The 16,238-nt window shown below is 55.7% G+C and carries 16 protein-coding genes; 1 reads left to right on the top strand and 15 read right to left on the bottom strand.

Features of this window, described 5'->3' with window-relative positions:
• Nucleotides 1-2: 2 nt before the first annotated feature.
• On the bottom strand, nt 3-1,391 hold the full coding sequence (dalD, locus tag ACR8BN_RS06075; protein WP_010671449.1) for a D-arabinitol 4-dehydrogenase: 1,389 nt from the start codon (nt 1,389-1,391) through the stop codon (nt 3-5).
• Between the two features lie 196 nt (nt 1,392-1,587).
• Between dalD and ACR8BN_RS06070 the strand changes: the two genes are divergently transcribed.
• Entirely contained in the window at nt 1,588-2,535 is a 948-nt protein-coding gene (locus ACR8BN_RS06070) for a sugar-binding transcriptional regulator (RefSeq protein ID WP_039388470.1), read from the top strand.
• Nucleotides 2,536-2,670: 135 nt separating this feature from the next.
• On the opposite strand, the gene hisP is transcribed toward ACR8BN_RS06070, so the two are convergent.
• From hisP to pdxB, 14 genes are all read right to left on the bottom strand, one after another.
• The gene (hisP, locus tag ACR8BN_RS06065) at nt 2,671-3,444 is read right to left on the bottom strand and encodes a histidine ABC transporter ATP-binding protein HisP (RefSeq protein ID WP_064703765.1); all 774 of its coding nucleotides are present in this window, start codon (nt 3,442-3,444) and stop codon (nt 2,671-2,673) included.
• An 8-nt stretch (nt 3,445-3,452) separates the two neighbouring features.
• Nucleotides 3,453-4,169 carry an ABC transporter permease gene (locus ACR8BN_RS06060; protein ID WP_010258010.1) on the bottom strand — a complete coding sequence of 239 codons (717 nt, stop codon included), beginning with the start codon at nt 4,167-4,169 and terminating at the stop codon, nt 3,453-3,455.
• Nucleotides 4,162-4,851, bottom strand: a complete 690-nt coding sequence (locus ACR8BN_RS06055; protein ID WP_010258006.1) for a histidine ABC transporter permease HisQ — start codon at nt 4,849-4,851, stop codon at nt 4,162-4,164. Before ACR8BN_RS06055 ends, ACR8BN_RS06060 begins: the two co-directional genes overlap by 8 nt.
• A 179-nt stretch (nt 4,852-5,030) precedes the next feature.
• Nucleotides 5,031-5,813 carry a lysine/arginine/ornithine ABC transporter substrate-binding protein ArgT gene (gene argT / locus ACR8BN_RS06050; protein WP_010258004.1) on the bottom strand — a complete coding sequence of 261 codons (783 nt, stop codon included), beginning with the start codon at nt 5,811-5,813 and terminating at the stop codon, nt 5,031-5,033.
• A gap of 259 nt (nt 5,814-6,072) precedes the next feature.
• Complete coding sequence (locus ACR8BN_RS06045; protein ID WP_010258003.1) at nt 6,073-6,642, bottom strand: UbiX family flavin prenyltransferase; 570 nt, start codon at nt 6,640-6,642, stop codon at nt 6,073-6,075.
• A gap of 112 nt (nt 6,643-6,754) precedes the next feature.
• Entirely contained in the window at nt 6,755-8,272 is a 1,518-nt protein-coding gene (gene purF, locus ACR8BN_RS06040) for an amidophosphoribosyltransferase (RefSeq protein ID WP_010258001.1), read from the bottom strand.
• Between the two features lie 37 nt (nt 8,273-8,309).
• Nucleotides 8,310-8,795 carry a colicin V production protein gene (gene cvpA, locus ACR8BN_RS06035; RefSeq protein ID WP_003854265.1) on the bottom strand — a complete coding sequence of 162 codons (486 nt, stop codon included), beginning with the start codon at nt 8,793-8,795 and terminating at the stop codon, nt 8,310-8,312.
• A gap of 265 nt (nt 8,796-9,060) precedes the next feature.
• Complete coding sequence (gene dedD, locus ACR8BN_RS06030) at nt 9,061-9,849, bottom strand: cell division protein DedD (protein ID WP_031590598.1); 789 nt, start codon at nt 9,847-9,849, stop codon at nt 9,061-9,063.
• On the bottom strand, nt 9,839-11,107 hold the full coding sequence (gene folC, locus ACR8BN_RS06025) for a bifunctional tetrahydrofolate synthase/dihydrofolate synthase (protein ID WP_434747411.1): 1,269 nt from the start codon (nt 11,105-11,107) through the stop codon (nt 9,839-9,841). Before folC ends, dedD begins: the two co-directional genes overlap by 11 nt.
• A gap of 94 nt (nt 11,108-11,201) precedes the next feature.
• Entirely contained in the window at nt 11,202-12,116 is a 915-nt protein-coding gene (accD, locus tag ACR8BN_RS06020; RefSeq protein ID WP_031590594.1) for an acetyl-CoA carboxylase, carboxyltransferase subunit beta, read from the bottom strand.
• 144 nt (nt 12,117-12,260) lie between these two features.
• Nucleotides 12,261-12,923 carry a DedA family protein gene (locus tag ACR8BN_RS06015; protein WP_434747410.1) on the bottom strand — a complete coding sequence of 221 codons (663 nt, stop codon included), beginning with the start codon at nt 12,921-12,923 and terminating at the stop codon, nt 12,261-12,263.
• Between the two features lie 29 nt (nt 12,924-12,952).
• Nucleotides 12,953-13,756: a tRNA pseudouridine(38-40) synthase TruA gene (gene truA / locus ACR8BN_RS06010; protein ID WP_008926481.1), complete on the bottom strand. Its 804-nt coding sequence runs from the start codon at nt 13,754-13,756 to the stop codon at nt 12,953-12,955.
• A 2-nt stretch (nt 13,757-13,758) separates the two neighbouring features.
• On the bottom strand, nt 13,759-14,766 hold the full coding sequence (locus tag ACR8BN_RS06005; RefSeq protein ID WP_022625082.1) for an aspartate-semialdehyde dehydrogenase: 1,008 nt from the start codon (nt 14,764-14,766) through the stop codon (nt 13,759-13,761).
• A gap of 302 nt (nt 14,767-15,068) precedes the next feature.
• Nucleotides 15,069-16,202, bottom strand: coding sequence for a 4-phosphoerythronate dehydrogenase PdxB (pdxB, locus tag ACR8BN_RS06000; RefSeq protein WP_434747409.1), 1,134 nt, complete (start codon nt 16,200-16,202; stop codon nt 15,069-15,071).
• Nucleotides 16,203-16,238 lie beyond the last annotated feature (36 nt).

Below are 16,238 nucleotides of genomic sequence, written 5' to 3'. Positions count from 1 at the left end.
AATTACACCGCCGCCAGTTCAGGCTGTTTCAGCCACTGCTGCAAACTTGCAACACGGCGGGTGACTAATTCATGAAACGCCTTATCAGATGCCAGTTCCGCAAACAGCGCGCTATCACTCAGGTATGCATGGAGCGGATCGGCGCTAGCGAACTGCTTACGCAGCGTATCGACCTGTAGCGCACCGTCCTGATAGCAATAGGGTAAATTGTCATCGGCCCATCGCTGCATAAACAGGAAGAACAGTGCCGGAATCACCGCCGTTGCGGTGGGCTGCGCACCGCGCTGGTAGCACTGTTGCAGGGTTGGCGTCACCATGCCGGGAATTTTGGATAAACCATCGGCACCGACGCGCTGATTGGTATCTTTAATGTAAGGATTACTGAAGCGGGCCAGCACCACGTCACGATAATCCGCTAAATCAAGCGGGCTGGGAGACAGAGAAGGAATGACATCCTGGGTCACATAGTCGTGAGCCAGTTGATAAATCGCCGGATGGCTGGTGCTCTCATCGATATAGTTCAGACCAATCAGTGTGCCCGCCCAGGCAATCGCAGCATGTGTCGCATTGAGGATGCGAATTTTCGCCTCTTCCCACGGCAGTACCGATTCCACTAGTTCAACACCGACCTTTTCCAGCGCCGGGCGCCCGGCAATAAAATCATCCTCAATGACCCACTGAATAAAAGATTCGGCCATTACTGCTGCGCCATCCTGTTTGCCGGTCGCCGCCTGCACGCGTTCTGCCACCTCCGGAGTAGGACGGGGTGTAATGCGATCAACCATGGTATTCGGTGAACGGGTTTGCGTGCGCACCCAGTCGGCCAGCGCGGTATCGCCTTTGGCCGTAAGAAACGCCAGGAAGGCGTCACGGAAACGCTCACCATTGTGCCGCAGATTATCGCAGTTCAGCAGCGTAACAGGCGGACCGCCTTGCGCAACACGCTGTGTCAGAATATGGCTGAGTGCGCCGTAGAGGGTGCGGATATCTCCACCCAGATCGGCCTTCACATCTGCCTGATTGAGATCCAGGGTAAACGCGGGCGTCAGGTAGTAACCCGCTTCGGTCACGGTAAAGCTAATCACACGTGTTTCCGCGCTGGCCCCCTGCTCGATCAACGCACTGATATCACTGTCCCAGGGCAAAATTTTGCGCAGCGAAGTGATGGTTTCGTAGTCGCGCTTACCTTCAGGCGTCACGGTTTCCAGCACATATTCTCCCTGCTGCGCCGCGAGCTGATTGAGCAGCGGCACTGCGTCATTACGGATATTGCCGAGCGCGATGCTCCAGCTTTCATCACCCTGCTCACGCAGTTTATGCAGATACCACGCCTGATGTGCCCGATGAAAAGATCCCGCGCCGATGTGCATCCACACTGATTGGTTGTTCATAATCGCCTCAATTTAAACATTTGCCACACCTAAGGGCATTTGCCCGATGACCTGTAGCATAGTGCCTATTACGAAGATCCTTCTGCGAGCCGAGTCACAAATAATAATTTTGCTCCCATTCCGGGCTTTTGCTCAGTTAGTGCTTTTCGACCCGCACGGCGTTAAGATGTCCCCTCAAATTCGACGGAACATCGTGATGAGCAGAGAAGAAAAAAAGCAGGAGCTGGCCGCACGTGCCGCATGGATGTATTACGTCGCAGGCGTGACACAGCAGGAGATTGCGCAGGCATTGGGATTGTCACGACAGGTAGCGCAGCGCCTGGTATCCAGTGCACGTGAAATGGGCATGGTGAACGTAAAAATTAATCATCCCGTCACACACTGTCTGCAGCTGGCGCGTGAGGTACAGGCGAAGTTTGGTCTGGATTTGTGCCGCGTTGTGCCATCGGCCAGTCTGAATGATGAGGCTATTCAACAAATGCTGGCAGTAGAAGGCGCGGCGGTGATGACACAATTCATCAATGAGGAAACGCCTCAGGTGTTCGGTATTGGTTCCGGTAAAACCCTGCGCTCAATGATCGATGCGCTACCCCGGGTTGATCGCCCGCAGCATCATTGCGTTTCCATGATTGGTGCCATCGCGCGGGATGATTCCGGTACACGCTATGACGTACCGTTGAAGATGGCCGAAAAGATGCAAGGTAAGTATTTCTTTATCCCCGCCCCCTTATACGCCGACACCCCAGAGGATAAAGCGATGTGGGTGCAGCATAAGGTTTACCAGCGCGTCATTGATCGCGCATTACAGGCGGACGTGGCTTTTGTGGGTATTGGCGAAGTGATGCCGGGCTGTCCTTTGAATGCCGAGGGATTCATCACAGATGCGCAGGTCGAGGCGCTAAATGGGCGCGGCGTGGTGGGCGAAATGCTCGGTCACTTTTTCAATCAGCAGGGTGAGCGGGTATGGGGCGAAACGGATGAGCTACTGACCAGCGTGCGACTGGAAAGCCGGACTCAGCGTAAAATTATTGGCTTTGCGGGTAGCGAGCGCAAGTATCCAGCAATCCGTGCCGCATTACAGGGCGGCTGGGTATCGGGACTGGTGACCGATGAGGATACGGCGCTGAAGCTACTGCAAAAGTGATATCTCAGCATGGATGCAGAGTGCGAGGGCAGAACGCAGAGAAGACGCAAAATCTCAAACGCGGCTCGCACTTATTCTGCGCAGGGCACGTTACGCCGGTGCCCTGATTCCCTCACCTTAACTAACATCTAACCGTTACTTCAGCGATCCCTTGAGGAACTGCTGTAAACGCGGGCTTTTCGGGCTGCCGAACAGTTCCGCAGGCGGCCCCTGCTCTTCGATTTTGCCCTGATGCAGGAAAATGACATGGCTGGAGACGTGGCGGGCAAATTCCATCTCGTGGGTCACGACCACCATGGTTTTGCCCTCCTCCGCCAGCTTCTGCATGATGCGCAGTACTTCCCCGACCAGCTCCGGATCAAGCGCCGAAGTGGGTTCGTCAAACAGCAACACCTCTGGCTCCATCGCCAGCGCGCGCGCAATCGACACACGCTGCTGCTGACCGCCGGAGAGGTGAACCGGATATTTTGCCTGCGCCCGCGCATCAATCCCGACTTTATCGAGGTATTTTATAGCACGCTCACGCGCTGCTGCTTTAGTCAGCCCCAGCACCTGAATCGGGGCTTCCATCACGTTTTCCAGCACGGTCATGTGACTCCACAGATTAAAGTGCTGGAACACCATGGTCAGGCTGGTACGTAACGCGCGCAGCTGCTCTTTGTCAGCCACTTTGAGCTGACCATCTTTGTCACGGACTAAGGTGATTTGTTGGTTATTCACCATGATGCTGCCTTCACTCGGTTTTTCGAGGAAGTTGATGCAGCGTAAAAAGGTACTTTTCCCTGAGCCGGACGATCCAATGATACTGATCACATCGCCCGCTTTAGCAGTTAACGAGACCCCTTTCAGCACTTCATGTTCACCGTAACGCTTATGCAATTCGGTGACGCTTAATTTATTGTCAGCCATAGTTCTACTCAATGCGATGAAGAGGGTTTCACGTGAGCCAGCCAGCGACGTTCCGCCAGGCGGAACAGGCTGATCAACACGTAAGAGATAATCAGGTACAACACAGCCGCCAGACCAAAGGCGGTAAACGGCTGATAGGTCGCCGAGTTAATATCCCGCGCGATTTTCAGCAGATCCGGCACGGTAGCGGTGAAGGCCAGCGCCGTGGAGTGCAGCATCAGAATCACTTCGTTGCTGTAGGCGGGCAGTGCCGTACGCAGCGCCGATGGCAGGATAATGCAGCGATAGAGTTTAAAGGTGGAGAAGCCGTACGCCCGTGCCGCCTCAATCTCACCGTGTGGCACCGAGCGAATCGCACCGGCAAAAATTTCCGTGGTGTAGGCGCATGTGTTGAGGGTGAAGGCGAGCAACGTACAGTTCAGACCGCTGCGGAAAAAGGCATTCAGCAGTTCGGTGCCTTTCACAATCTCCAGCGTGTACATGCCGGAGTAGAACACCAGCAGCTGCACATAGAGCGGCGTGCCACGAAACACATAGGTGAAGAGCCAGACCGGAAAGCTGATAAACCGGTTAGGGGAAACCCGCGCTATCGCCAGCAGGATTGCCAGACATCCACCAATGGTGACCGAGAGGATCAGCAGCCACAGGGTGATAGCCACACCGGTAAAACGATAACCGTCAGTCCAGAGCAGCGATTTCCAGTATTCCTGAATAATATCAATCATAACTCGCCCTCTTCACACCTACCGTATAGCGCCGGTTGAGCCACCACAGCACACCGTTTGATAGCGTGGTGAACACCAGATAAATCACACCGGCCACAATGGCGAAGTAGAACGGCTGCCAGGTACTTTTTCCTGCCAGCTGCGTCGCCTTCACAACATCTTCCAGCCCCAGCAGCGAGACCAGCGCGGTGGCTTTCAGAATCACCTGCCAGTTGTTGCCGATGCCTGGCAGCGCGTAGCGCATCATGGCCGGAAACAGAATGCGGCGGAACACCTGCGCGCCGGTAAAGCCAAACGCGGTTGCTGCTTCAATCTGCCCCTGAGGCACGGCCATAAAGGCGCCGCGGAACGTTTCGGTGAAGTAGGCACCATAGATAAAGCCGAGCGTGATGATACCGGCGACCATCGGGTCGATATCAAACTGCGCCATGCCCAGTGCATCGGTTATCTGGTTGAGGACAATCTGCAGACCGTAGAAGATCAGCAGCATCAGTACGAGGTCTGGCACGCCACGAATCAGTGTGGTGTAGCCTTCAAAAATCATCGCCAGTGGCCGGCTGCGCGACAGTTTCGCGCCTGCGCCAATCAGGCCCAGCAGCACTGCAAGCACGACGGAAGTGAGCGCCAGCTCCAGCGTCACCAGCGTGCCCCGAAGAATTACATCAGAATAGCCATACAGCATCGAAAGGGTCCTGTCGTGGGGTGAAAACGAAACGCTGCCCGCAAGCGAGACGGGCAGTTTAGCTTTACCTCTCCGTTGCAGATGCCATCTGCCATCAGCGGAAAAGAATCCGGTTCTGCACCTGGCAGAACCGGCTCAGACCCGGCAAAACGGATACAGAGGGTAAAGCGACAGGATGGTTAATCGCCGTACACGTTGAAATCGAAGTATTTCTTCGCAATCTTGTCGTAGGTGCCATCTTTACGCATGTCAGCAAAGGCTTTGTCGATGGCGGCTTTCAGTTCGCTGTCATCTTTACGCAGTCCCATGCCGGTACCGACGCCAAAAATCTTGTCATCTTTCACGGCCGGACCGGCGAAGGCGTAATTTTTACCGACCGGCTGCTTCAGGAATCCTTCGCTGGCCTGCACTTCGTCCTGGAAGGCTGCATCAATACGACCGGCATTCAGATCCTGATAGACCAGATCCTGGTTAGCATAAGGCGTGACGTTCACCCCTTTTGGCCGCCAGTTCTGATTGGCGTAAGTTTCCTGCGTGGTGCCCTGCAGTAAACCGATATTTTTGCCTTTCAGCGACTCAATGGTCGGCTCAATTTTCGACCCCTTCGGCGCGACTAAACGCGCGTTAGCGGCGTAGAGTTTTTCCGAGAAGGCGATCTCTTCCTGACGTTTCGCTGTGATGGAAAGTGAGGAGATGATGGCATCAATTTTCTTTGCTTTCAGCGAAGGGATCAGTGCATCAAAGTCGCTCTCAACATAGGTACATTGGGTATGAATACGTTTACAGATTTCGTTAGCGAGGTCGATATCGAAGCCCACTAACTTGCCTTGCGCGTTTTTCGACTCAAACGGTGGGTAAGTTGGATCTGTGCCGATACGGATTGAACCCGGAACCGCCGCGAAAACGCTGGCAGCACTGGATAAGCCCAGCATCAGGGAAAGAGCCAGAACACGCTTTTTCATAGATTACCCTCAAGTGAAGTGCTTTTTGTTATGTGGTTCGTGATGTGTTTGCGCAAAGTAATTTGCATGTTTCATGCCAGTTCTGCAAGTTAACCACGCTGTTAGCGTGATGTCAGACAGGCGAAAACGCTGTGTTTGTGAGGGGAATATAGCAGTGAAGTAAAAGAGAAAAAGCGACGATGTTAACTTTTGGTGCGTCAAATGCACGAAGAGTGATCCGAGGCGCGCTTATGCACTAAATAAGTGCGCCAGCGGAACTTTATGCACCCTGCCAGCGCGTGAAGAGATCTTCCGATAATTCGATATCAAACTGGTCGATAACCCGGTTAACGGTCTGATCGATCAGCTGATCGATCGTTTCAGGCCGATGATAAAATGCCGGTACAGGTGGCATGATGATGGCACCCAGCTCTGCGGCAGTAGTCATCATCCGCAGATGGCCAACATGCAGCGGGGTTTCGCGCACGCAAAGCACCAGCTTACGCTGCTCTTTTAACACCACGTCAGCCGCACGGGTCAGCAACGAGTCACTGTAACTGTGGACGATGCCAGAGAGCGTTTTCATTGAGCAGGGTAAAATCGCCATGCCCAGCGTTTTAAACGATCCAGATGAGATATTTGCTGCAATATCGCGCACGTCATGCACCACATCGGCCAGCGCCTGCACGTCACGCAGCGAATAATCGCTCTCCAGTCCCAGCGTCTGACGCGCCGCCTGACTCATAACCAGATGCGTTTCTACTTCTTCCACCTGCTGCAACACCTGCAGCATGCGCACGCCATAGATCACCCCGCTTGCGCCAGAGATGCCAATGATGAGTCGTTTCATATTCCAACCTTATGTCAGCCAATGGGCCATCATACGCGGCCTGCGGGTTTCTGAAAACAAACAGGGCGGGATTGCTCCCGCCCTGTTTTATGCTGCCCGCCTGCTGAAGGTATCAGCCTTCGTTATGCAGCTCGAGGTTTTCGACTTCGTTCTGCCGCTGAAGTGCTTTGGCATCATCATTCCGCAGCGACTCGAGATACTCCAGATATTGCTGATCGACATCTTTCGTCACGTAAATGCCGTTGAACACCGAGCACTCAAATTGTGCAATGTCCGGATTCTCTTCGCGAACCGCTTCAATCAGATCGTCCAGATCCTGGAAGATCAGTGCATCGGCTTTAATCAGCTGGCGAATCTCTTCCACTTCACGGCCATGCGCAATCAGTTCCGTGGCGCTGGGCATATCAATACCGTAGACGTTCGGGAAACGAATTTCCGGCGCCGCTGACGCAAGATAAACCCGTTTTGCGCCCGCTTCACGTGCCATCTCAATGATCTGCTCTGAGGTGGTACCGCGAACAATAGAATCATCCACCAGCAGCACATTTTTATCACGGAATTCGGCGCGGTTAGCGTTGAGCTTGCGGCGCACCGCGCTGCGACGTAACTGCTGACCCGGCATGATAAAAGTACGGCCAACGTACCGGTTCTTCACGAAGCCCTGGCGATAGGGTTTGTCGAGAATACGTGCAATTTCCAGCGCGATATCGGTGGAGGTTTCAGGGATCGGAATCACGACGTCGATATCGAGATCTTCCCACTCGCGCGCAATTTTCTCACCCAGCTTGGTGCCCATACGGACACGGGCGCTGTAGACCGAGATTTTGTCGAGGAAGGAGTCGGGACGCGCAAAATAGACATACTCGAACAGACACGGATTGCTTTTCGGATTTTCAGCGCACTGGCGGGTAGAGAGCTGGCCCGCTTCAGTCACATAAACCGCTTCACCCGGTGCGACGTCACGGATGAACTCAAAGCCCAGCGTATCCAGCGCCACGCTCTCGGAGGCGACCATATATTCGGTGCGACCATCAGCGATAACGCGCTTGCCCAGTACCAGCGGACGGATACCGTTAGGATCACGGAAGGCGACCATACCGTGGCCGATAATCATCGACACAACCGCATAGGCACCGCGCACCTGCTGATGCACGGCAGCAACCGCAGCAAAGATGTTGTCGGCTGTCAGCGGATCGTTTTGAAAACGATCTAACTCCTGCGCAAAAATGTTCAGCAGGATTTCAGAATCTGAGGTGGTATTAACGTGACGGCGGCCCTTTTCAAACAGGTGCTTACGCAGCACGTGGGCGTTGGTCAGGTTACCGTTGTGCGCCAGGGTGATGCCATACGGGGAGTTTACATAGAATGGCTGCGCTTCAGAGGCACTGGAGCTTCCCGCGGTTGGATAACGCGCGTGACCGATCCCCATATTGCCCTGCAGACGCTGCATGTGGCGTGCTTCGAAAACGTCGCTGACCAGGCCGTTTGCCTTTCGCAGGCGAAAACATTTCAGCGCATCGATAGTACAAATGCCTGCGGCATCCTGCCCGCGGTGCTGGAGCACCGTTAACGCGTCATAGATCGACTGGTTGACCGGCATGAAACCGGTGATACCGACAATACCGCACATGTTGTCATTTCCTCATTAAGCCGCACTCCCGGTCACATCACCGGGGTAAAAAACTCGACGTGCTTTTCAGGTAATCAAAAAACCACCTGATTATATAACTGAACTCGGGAATGAGTTGAGACTGTTGCCAGTCCGGACTTTTGGAAAACCCAGTGAATGTATCGAGGAAGAACAGCAAAGCGGCTACGATCAGCACACCGCGCAATGCCCCGAAACAGACGCCCAACACCCGGTCGGTTCCCGACAGGCCGGTTTTTTCCACCAGCGTGCCGATAACGTAGTTCACAATGGCCCCCACAATCAGGGTCGCCACAAACAGCACACCGATGGCGATACCGTTACGAACCAGTTCGTCGTCAAAACCTGTAAACCAGACTGCAAGGTAGGCGTAGTAATGACTGGCGACAAAAAATGCGCATCCCCAGGTAACAAGAGATAAGGCTTCCCGGACAAACCCACGGACCAGGCTGACCAGAGCCGAAAAACCAACTACCGCAATAATGACGTAATCAATCCAGATCATGAACTCTTCCAGCGCCAGTGCAATTGCACCCCTGCATCCAGTTCGGGGCGCATTCTAACAGAAAAAGAAAACGTTTGCGTAGCGGTTTTCTTTTTCTGCATCCATAAAAAAGGCGATGAAAAAAAACGCTATCGCCCGGGTGATTCTCAGCCGGACAGGCCGTTGAAAATCGTCACTTTTTTTCGCGGCAGCGCGCATTTAACGCGCTGCCTGAGGGGTAAAAGACGCTGCCTGTTACTGCTATCGGCAGCGCCAATCGCCCGTTTTAGCGTGCGCTGTATGGCTTCACGACACCGCCCAGTCCGGAGATGCTTTTCAGCTCGCCAACCGCACTCTGCATTTTGGCTTTCGACGCATCCGGCCCAACGTAAATGCGGGTGATCTGACCCTGTACCGGCGTTGAAGGAACGGTAAAGGCGCGATAGCCCGATAGCCGCAACTGCGCGACAATCTCATTCACTTTGCTGGCGTTTTTCAGCGCACCTAACTGCACCACATAAGCCTGCCCTGCCGGCGCTGTCGTCTCTGCTGATTTTGGCGCCTCTTCCTGCTTCGGCTGTTCGACCACTTTAGGCTGTTCAACCGGTTTAGGTTTAGGCTGCTCCACGGCTTTTGGCTTCTGCTGTTCGACTGGCTTCTGCTTAGGCTGTTCTGTTACTTTCGGTTTCTGCTGCTCAACGACCTTCGGCTTCGTCACCGTCTGTGCGGGCACAGACTGATGGACCGGCGGCGGCGAGACCACTACCGGATCGCTCTCGTCTTCCGGTTGAGTCCGACCCTGCTCTGCCGTAGCGTTGGTTTTACCGTTGCCATTGCCATTGCTGCTGCTGACCGCATTGCCCGCACCTTCCGGCGGCTGTGCCGGCAGCGACTGAGTTACCGGCGGCACCATTTCGCTGTCCTGCTGATCGTCAGGTTTCGGCACCAGCGGAATGGCGGCGAACTCCTCTTTGTAATGCTTTTTCTGACCATCCAGCAGCCCTGGCAGCACAATCACGCCAACGGCGACCAGAATAACGGTGCCGACTAAACGGTTCTGAAACTTACTTGCCACGTCCTTTCTCCGTTTCAATCGATTCCATGACCTGTGCAACGGTGTGGAATGAACCACATACCAGCACAATGTCCTGCGGCGCTGCCCGCTGGCGTGCCTGCTGCCAGGCGAGCTCAACCGAATTAAAAGCCTCGCCCTGCGGCAGGTTGTTCAGCAGTTGCTCAGCACTGGCGCCGCGCGGACCCTCAAGGGGCGCGCAGTACCAGGCATCGACTACCGGTGCCAGCGCCGCCAGCGTACCGGCGATATCTTTATCATGCAGCATGCCCACTACTGCATGCACTTTGCCGCGTTTCGGCAGTGCCGCCAGCCGCGACGCCAGATACGCTGCCGCATGCGGGTTATGGGCGACATCCAGAATAACGCGTGGTGATTCGCTGAGGGTCTGAAAACGGCCTGGCAGCATCGCCAGCGGCAGGCTGGCGCGAATCTGCGCCTCACTGACCTCAAGCCCGGAGACCCGCAGCGCCACCAGCGCGGTCGCCGTGTTAGGCAGCGGCACCTGCGGCAGCGGCAGATCGTTCAGCTCACCTGTCGCATCACGCAGTGACCAGCTTTCTGCCTGCGCATGCCACGACCAGTCACGGTTGCGCTGCAACAGCTGCGCACCTTTTTCCTGTGCGACCAGGGCAATACTCTGCGGCATATCTGGTTCACCCACTACCGCAGGTTTTCCCGCCCGGAACACACCGGCTTTTTCACGCCCGATGCTTTCGCGATCCGGGCCAAGCCAGTCGGTGTGATCGAGCGCAATGCTGGTAACCACCGCGACATCGGCATCCACGATGTTTGTCGCATCCAGCCGTCCGCCGAGGCCGACTTCGAGGATCACGACATCCAGCTGCGCCTGGCGGAACAGATTCAACGCGGAGAGCGTGCCAAATTCAAAATAGGTCAGCGAAATATCTGCACGTCCGGCTTCAATCTCCGCAAAGCTGGCGCAGTGCTGCGCCTCACTCAGCTCCTCTCCCTGAACCCGAACGCGCTCGGTATAGCGCACCAGATGCGGTGAACTGTACACGCCAACGCGGTAGCCCGCGGCGATCAGCAGCGTTTCCAGGGTGCGACAGGTGGTGCCTTTGCCATTGGTACCGGCCACGGTAAAGACAAAAGGAGCGGGTTTCAGCAGGTCGAGACGAAGCGCTACCTGACGAATACGGTCCAGACCCAGTTCAATGGCCTGAGTATGCAGGTGCTCAAGATAATAAAGCCACGTGGCCAAAGGCGACGTGGCTTGGGGAAGGTGAAGATTGTCCATATGTCCCGTTTTGCTTATTTATACCTGGCAGGCTGCTGCTGCGGTATACGGTGCATTGGTAAGAGGTGCTTTGGACGCACCTCTCTATCTCCTGTCAGGCCTCGTTGCTTTCCGATTCAGTCGTCGCCGGAGCGGACTGTTCACCGTCATGCAGCGGTGCCGGCAGGTTCATCATTTTTGCCAGCAGGCTTGCCAGTTTGTAGCGCATTTCCGGACGGCGAATGATCATATCAATCGCGCCCTTTTCAATCAGGAACTCACTTCGCTGGAAGCCCGGCGGCAGTTTTTCACGCACGGTCTGCTCAATAACGCGTGGGCCGGCAAAGCCGATCAGTGCTTTAGGTTCCGCGATATTGAGGTCGCCCAGCATGGCAAAACTAGCCGAAACGCCACCCATGGTCGGGTCAGTCAGCACGGAAATGTAAGGCAGACCGCGCTCACGCATTTTTGCCAGCGCCGCACTGGTTTTCGCCATCTGCATCAGCGACTGCAGCGCTTCCTGCATACGCGCCCCGCCGCTGGCGGAGAAGCAGATCAGCGGGCAGTTATCTTCTAACGCCTGCTCGACCGCACGTACAAAACGCGCACCGACCACTGAGCCCATTGAACCGCCCATAAAGGCAAATTCAAAGGCTGCCGCAACAACCGGCATGCCGTGCAGCTGACCTTTCATGACCACCAGCGCATCTTTCTCACCGGTGTCTTTCTGGGCCGCTACCAGACGATCTTTATACTTTTTGGAGTCACGGAACTTGAGCAGATCTTTAGGTTCAAGTTCACTACCCAGCTCAACCATCGTGCCCTGATCGAGGACACTGCCGAGGCGCTCACGGGCGTGCATACGCATGTGATGGTCACACTTCGGGCAGACCTCAAGATTACGCTCCAGCTCGGCGCGGTAGAGAACCTGACCACAGCTGTCACACTTGGTCCAGACCCCTTCCGGGATACTGGCTTTGCGCACAGGCGTTCCGGTGCTTTTATTAAGAATGCGTTCAATCCAGCTCATTGATGACCTTTCTGTTTAAAACTGACCTGGTCCAGTCGTCTTGATACTGCTGAAAACCGCTTCAGCAGACGGTAAATGTCGCTCATTAAACCACAACCTGTTCAGACTGTGGATAAAAATCTGGTCTTACCCCTGAGCGCAGCCTTACGGCTGCTTCTGCTGCTTAGCCTGACGGCGATGACGCCAGACTTCAATCACACCTGGCAGAATCGAGACCAGGATAATGCCCACAATCAGCAGCTTCAGGTTTTCCTGCACCACCGGCAGATCGCCAAACAGGTAGCCGGCATAGGAGAACAGCAGCACCCAGAGCAGCGCACCCGTTACGTTGAACAGCGCGAAGTGGCGATAGGACATATGGCCCATACCGGCAACAAACGGCGCAAAGGTTCGCACGATCGGCACGAAGCGCGCCAGGATAATGGTTTTTCCGCCATGACGGGCATAAAACGCATGGGTTTTATCCAGATAGCTGCGACGGAAAATCTTCGAGTTCGGATTACTGAACAACCGTTCGCCAAACAGGCGGCCAATGGTGTAGTTCAATGCATCGCCCAGAACCGCGGCCACCACTAATAATGCCACCATCACATGCACATTAAGATCGTTACCCGGCAACGCCGCCAGTGCGCCCGCCACAAACAGCAACGAGTCACCCGGCAGGAAGGGCGTCACCACCAGACCGGTTTCGCAGAACAAAATCAGGAACAAAATAGCGTAAATCCAGATACCGTACTGTGCAACCAGTTCGGCAAGATGCACATCAATGTGCAGAATAAAATCAACCAGAAAATGGAGAAACTCCATGGCGCGCCCTTTTAAGTCCTGAAAGTGAATTAATCCGCGAGGAACAACGGTCCCATCGACGGCTGTGGTAACGCAAAGTGGGATGGGTAATCCACCGCCACCAGATACAACCCCTCTGCCCGGGCTGTGGCTGCGGCTAATGTCCGATCCTTCGCCGCCAGCAGCGTTGCCATCCATGACTCCGGCTTATTGCCGCAGCCTATCTCCATCAGGCTGCCCACGATATTGCGCACCATGTGATGCACAAAGGCGTTGGCTTTGATATCCACAATCACGTAGGGACCCTGACGCGTTACGTTGAGGTGAATCACGTTGCGCCACGGTGTACGCGACTGGCACTGCACGGCACGGAATGAGGTGAAATCATTCTCGCCTAACAAACACTGTCCGGCGCGCTGCATCTTCTCCGCATCCAGTGGATGGTAAAAGTGCGTCACGCCCTGCGCCAGCACCGCCGGACGCAGACGCTGATTGTAGATCAGGTAGCGATAGCGTCGGGCCGTGGCGCTGAAGCGGGCATGAAATTCATCCGGCACCGCTTTCACCCAGCGCACCGCAATATCCGGCGGCAGATTGGCGTTGACGCCCAGCGTCCAGGCGCCATCAGGCCGCTGCGAAGTGGTCTCGAAATGGACCACCTGCCCCGTCCCGTGTACGCCTGCATCGGTGCGGCCAGCACAAAAAATACTGACCGGATGATCGGCGACTTTCGACAGCGCGCGCTCTACCTTTTCCTGCACGCTGCGGACTTCATTCTGACGCTGCCAGCCGTAGTAACGGCTGCCGTCATACTCGATGCCGAGCGCCAGTTTTTGCGTCTGACCATCGGACATGGTTACAGATACTCCTGAACCAGTTTCTCAGCGGTTTTCACCGCCATCAGCGCGCCGCCAAAACGAATGTTGTCCGCCACTGACCAGAACTGCAGCAGTTCCGGGATACCGTAGTCGTTGCGCACAGCGCCGATGCTCAGTTCGCCGTTGCCTGAGGCATCCGTGACCGGCGTCGGCACTTCATCCTCTTCGCTCAGACGAATATCTGACGCCAGCGCCAGTTCGGCACGCGCTTCTTCAGCAGAGAGCGGGCGCAGGTTTTCGATATGCACAATCTGCGCATTACCATAGAACACCGGAGCCTGTACGCTGCTGACCGCAATCGGTAAGCCTTCGTCCTGCAATACCTTACGCACCTGATCAATCAGGCGACGCTCACTCTCCACGCTGCCTTCTGCGTCGGCCTGTTGTGGCATCAGGTTAAACGCCAGCTGACGACCAAAATGGTGTTCATCGGCCGGAATACCGTTCAGCAGACGGGCACTTTCCCCGGCCAGCGCATCCACAGCCACTTTGCCGTAGCTGGAGACTGAGATCAGGTTAGTCACCTGTAAACGACTCAATCCGGCCGCATCCACCAGCGGTTTAATTGCGGTCAACAGCTGGCTTACCAGGTTGTCCGCCACGCTGATGATGTTGCGATTGCGATAATCTGCCAGCACCTGCGGATTCACATCCGGCACCACCAGCGGCACATCGGGTTCCAGCGCAAACAGCTCGCTGCTGTCGATTACCAGACAACCGGCATTGGCCGCTTCATCGGCAAAGCGCGCCGAGGCGTCACGTCCCGCCACGAAAAAGGCCAGCTGCGCCTGTGACCAGTCGAACGTCTCCGCATTTTCGACCCGCACCGAGCGGCCTTCGAAACGTTTGATTTCGCCCGCGCTGTTTTCGCTGGCCAGCAAATATAATTCACCAACCGGGAACTGGCGTTCCGCCAGCAGTTCCAGTACAGCGTTCCCTACTGCGCCTGTCGCGCCAAGTAGCGCAATATTCCAGCCGTCAGACATGTTGGTTTACTCCAGACAATGACATAAAAACAGAAGGCGGTGATATTCACCGCCCAGGGATTCAGATTTATCCCCGTCGTCTTTCACGTTGCATCTTTGTTGGCTGCGTTCACTCACCCGAATCACTTACCTGAGTAAGCTCATCGGGATTCGTTCTCTTGCCGCCTCAATGCAACCCGAAATCCATTGGGTATATCCCCCCGGAACCCGCCGTCATGCAGACATGCCAGCAGCGCGTGCCTTCCGTTCACTGATTAATTCAGTGCGGAAACCGCGCCAGGGCGCCTGAGCTGCAGCGCCCGCTATTCCGGGAAGATGATTGCGTTAAAGCCCAGCTGGTTCAGCAGCTCAGCGGTTGTGGCGTCATCGCAGTTCACCTGCAGCGATGACCACTCGCGGCGCTCCTGATACTGCTTGCGCAGGCGATCAAACTCGCCGGGTTTCGCCGCCACTTTACGCAGGAGGGCATCATCGCGGCGCACATCATACACCAGATGCGCCAGGCGTTTCAGCGTTGGCTGATCCAGCGGGCCATTCAGGGTGATTTCACTGAATTCCGGCACCGGCAGTAAGGTGCTGAGCGGCACCTGCTGCGGCTGACCAATAAAGTCGCACCAGGCTTCAAACACCTGGGTGGTGCCGCGCGCTTTGCCTTCCAGCGTGTAGCCCGCGATGTGCGGCGTGGCGATATCGACCTTATCCAGCAGCGCCAGCGACAGATCCGGCTCCGGCTCCCAGACATCCAGCACGACGCTAAGATCGTGCCGCATTTTCAGCACCTCCAGCAGCGCGCTGTTGTCCACCACCGGGCCGCGACAGGCGTTGATCAGGATAGTATTAGGCTTTAGCGCCATCAGCAGCGCCGCATCCGCCAGATGCCAGCTTTTATACGGGCCCTCTTTAAACAGCGGCGTATGGAACGTCAGAATATCAGCCTGCTCTGTCACGGCCTCCAGCGACAGGAAATCCCCCTCGTCACCGCGATCGGCACGCGGCGGATCGCACAGCAGGGTTTTGATGCCCCAGGCCTCAAGACGCTTTTGCAGTCGCCCACCGACGTTACCGACGCCAACGATGCCGACAGTGCGGTCACGCAGCTGGAAACCATCGCGTTCCGCCAGCAGCAGCAGCGCAGAGAAAACATATTCCACCACCGCAATGGCGTTACAGCCGGGTGCGGCAGAGAACGCAATGCCCGCCTGCTGCAGCCAGTTCTCGTCGACATGATCGGTGCCCGCCGTGGCGGTTCCGACAAATTTCACCGGCTTTCCTGCCAGCAGGGCCTCATTAACCTGGGTGACTGAGCGCACCATCAGGCCATCGGCATCGGCCAGTTCAGCCACCGGCAGCGGACGCCCCGGCACCGCGACCACGTCGCCGGTACGGCTGAATAGCTCACGGGCATAAGGCATATTTTCATCGACCAGAATTTTCACCACGGCTTTCCTGTCAGTTACATGTCAGGCAATTAT

This window comes from Pantoea sp. Lu_F5_004, from assembly GCF_051136245.1.
In the GTDB taxonomy this organism is placed as follows: Bacteria; Pseudomonadota; Gammaproteobacteria; order Enterobacterales; family Enterobacteriaceae; genus Pantoea; species Pantoea agglomerans.
This window is presented reverse-complemented; position numbering and strand designations above follow the sequence as displayed.

Bases quoted from the DNA above. Each gene is read 5' to 3' on its own strand.
- dalD (WP_010671449.1), bottom strand. From the start codon at position 1,391: ATGAACAACCAATCAGTGTGGATGCACATCGGCGCGGGATCTTTTCAT.
- ACR8BN_RS06070 (WP_039388470.1), top strand. From the start codon at position 1,588: ATGAGCAGAGAAGAAAAAAAGCAGGAGCTGGCCGCACGTGCCGCATGG.
- hisP (WP_064703765.1), bottom strand. From the start codon at position 3,444: ATGGCTGACAATAAATTAAGCGTCACCGAATTGCATAAGCGTTACGGT.
- ACR8BN_RS06060 (WP_010258010.1), bottom strand. From the start codon at position 4,169: ATGATTGATATTATTCAGGAATACTGGAAATCGCTGCTCTGGACTGAC.
- ACR8BN_RS06055 (WP_010258006.1), bottom strand. From the start codon at position 4,851: ATGCTGTATGGCTATTCTGATGTAATTCTTCGGGGCACGCTGGTGACG.
- argT (WP_010258004.1), bottom strand. From the start codon at position 5,813: ATGAAAAAGCGTGTTCTGGCTCTTTCCCTGATGCTGGGCTTATCCAGT.
- ACR8BN_RS06045 (WP_010258003.1), bottom strand. From the start codon at position 6,642: ATGAAACGACTCATCATTGGCATCTCTGGCGCAAGCGGGGTGATCTAT.
- purF (WP_010258001.1), bottom strand. From the start codon at position 8,272: ATGTGCGGTATTGTCGGTATCACCGGTTTCATGCCGGTCAACCAGTCG.
- cvpA (WP_003854265.1), bottom strand. From the start codon at position 8,795: ATGATCTGGATTGATTACGTCATTATTGCGGTAGTTGGTTTTTCGGCT.
- folC (WP_434747411.1), bottom strand. From the start codon at position 11,107: ATGGACAATCTTCACCTTCCCCAAGCCACGTCGCCTTTGGCCACGTGG.
- accD (WP_031590594.1), bottom strand. From the start codon at position 12,116: ATGAGCTGGATTGAACGCATTCTTAATAAAAGCACCGGAACGCCTGTG.
- ACR8BN_RS06015 (WP_434747410.1), bottom strand. From the start codon at position 12,923: ATGGAGTTTCTCCATTTTCTGGTTGATTTTATTCTGCACATTGATGTG.
- truA (WP_008926481.1), bottom strand. From the start codon at position 13,756: ATGTCCGATGGTCAGACGCAAAAACTGGCGCTCGGCATCGAGTATGAC.
- ACR8BN_RS06005 (WP_022625082.1), bottom strand. From the start codon at position 14,766: ATGTCTGACGGCTGGAATATTGCGCTACTTGGCGCGACAGGCGCAGTA.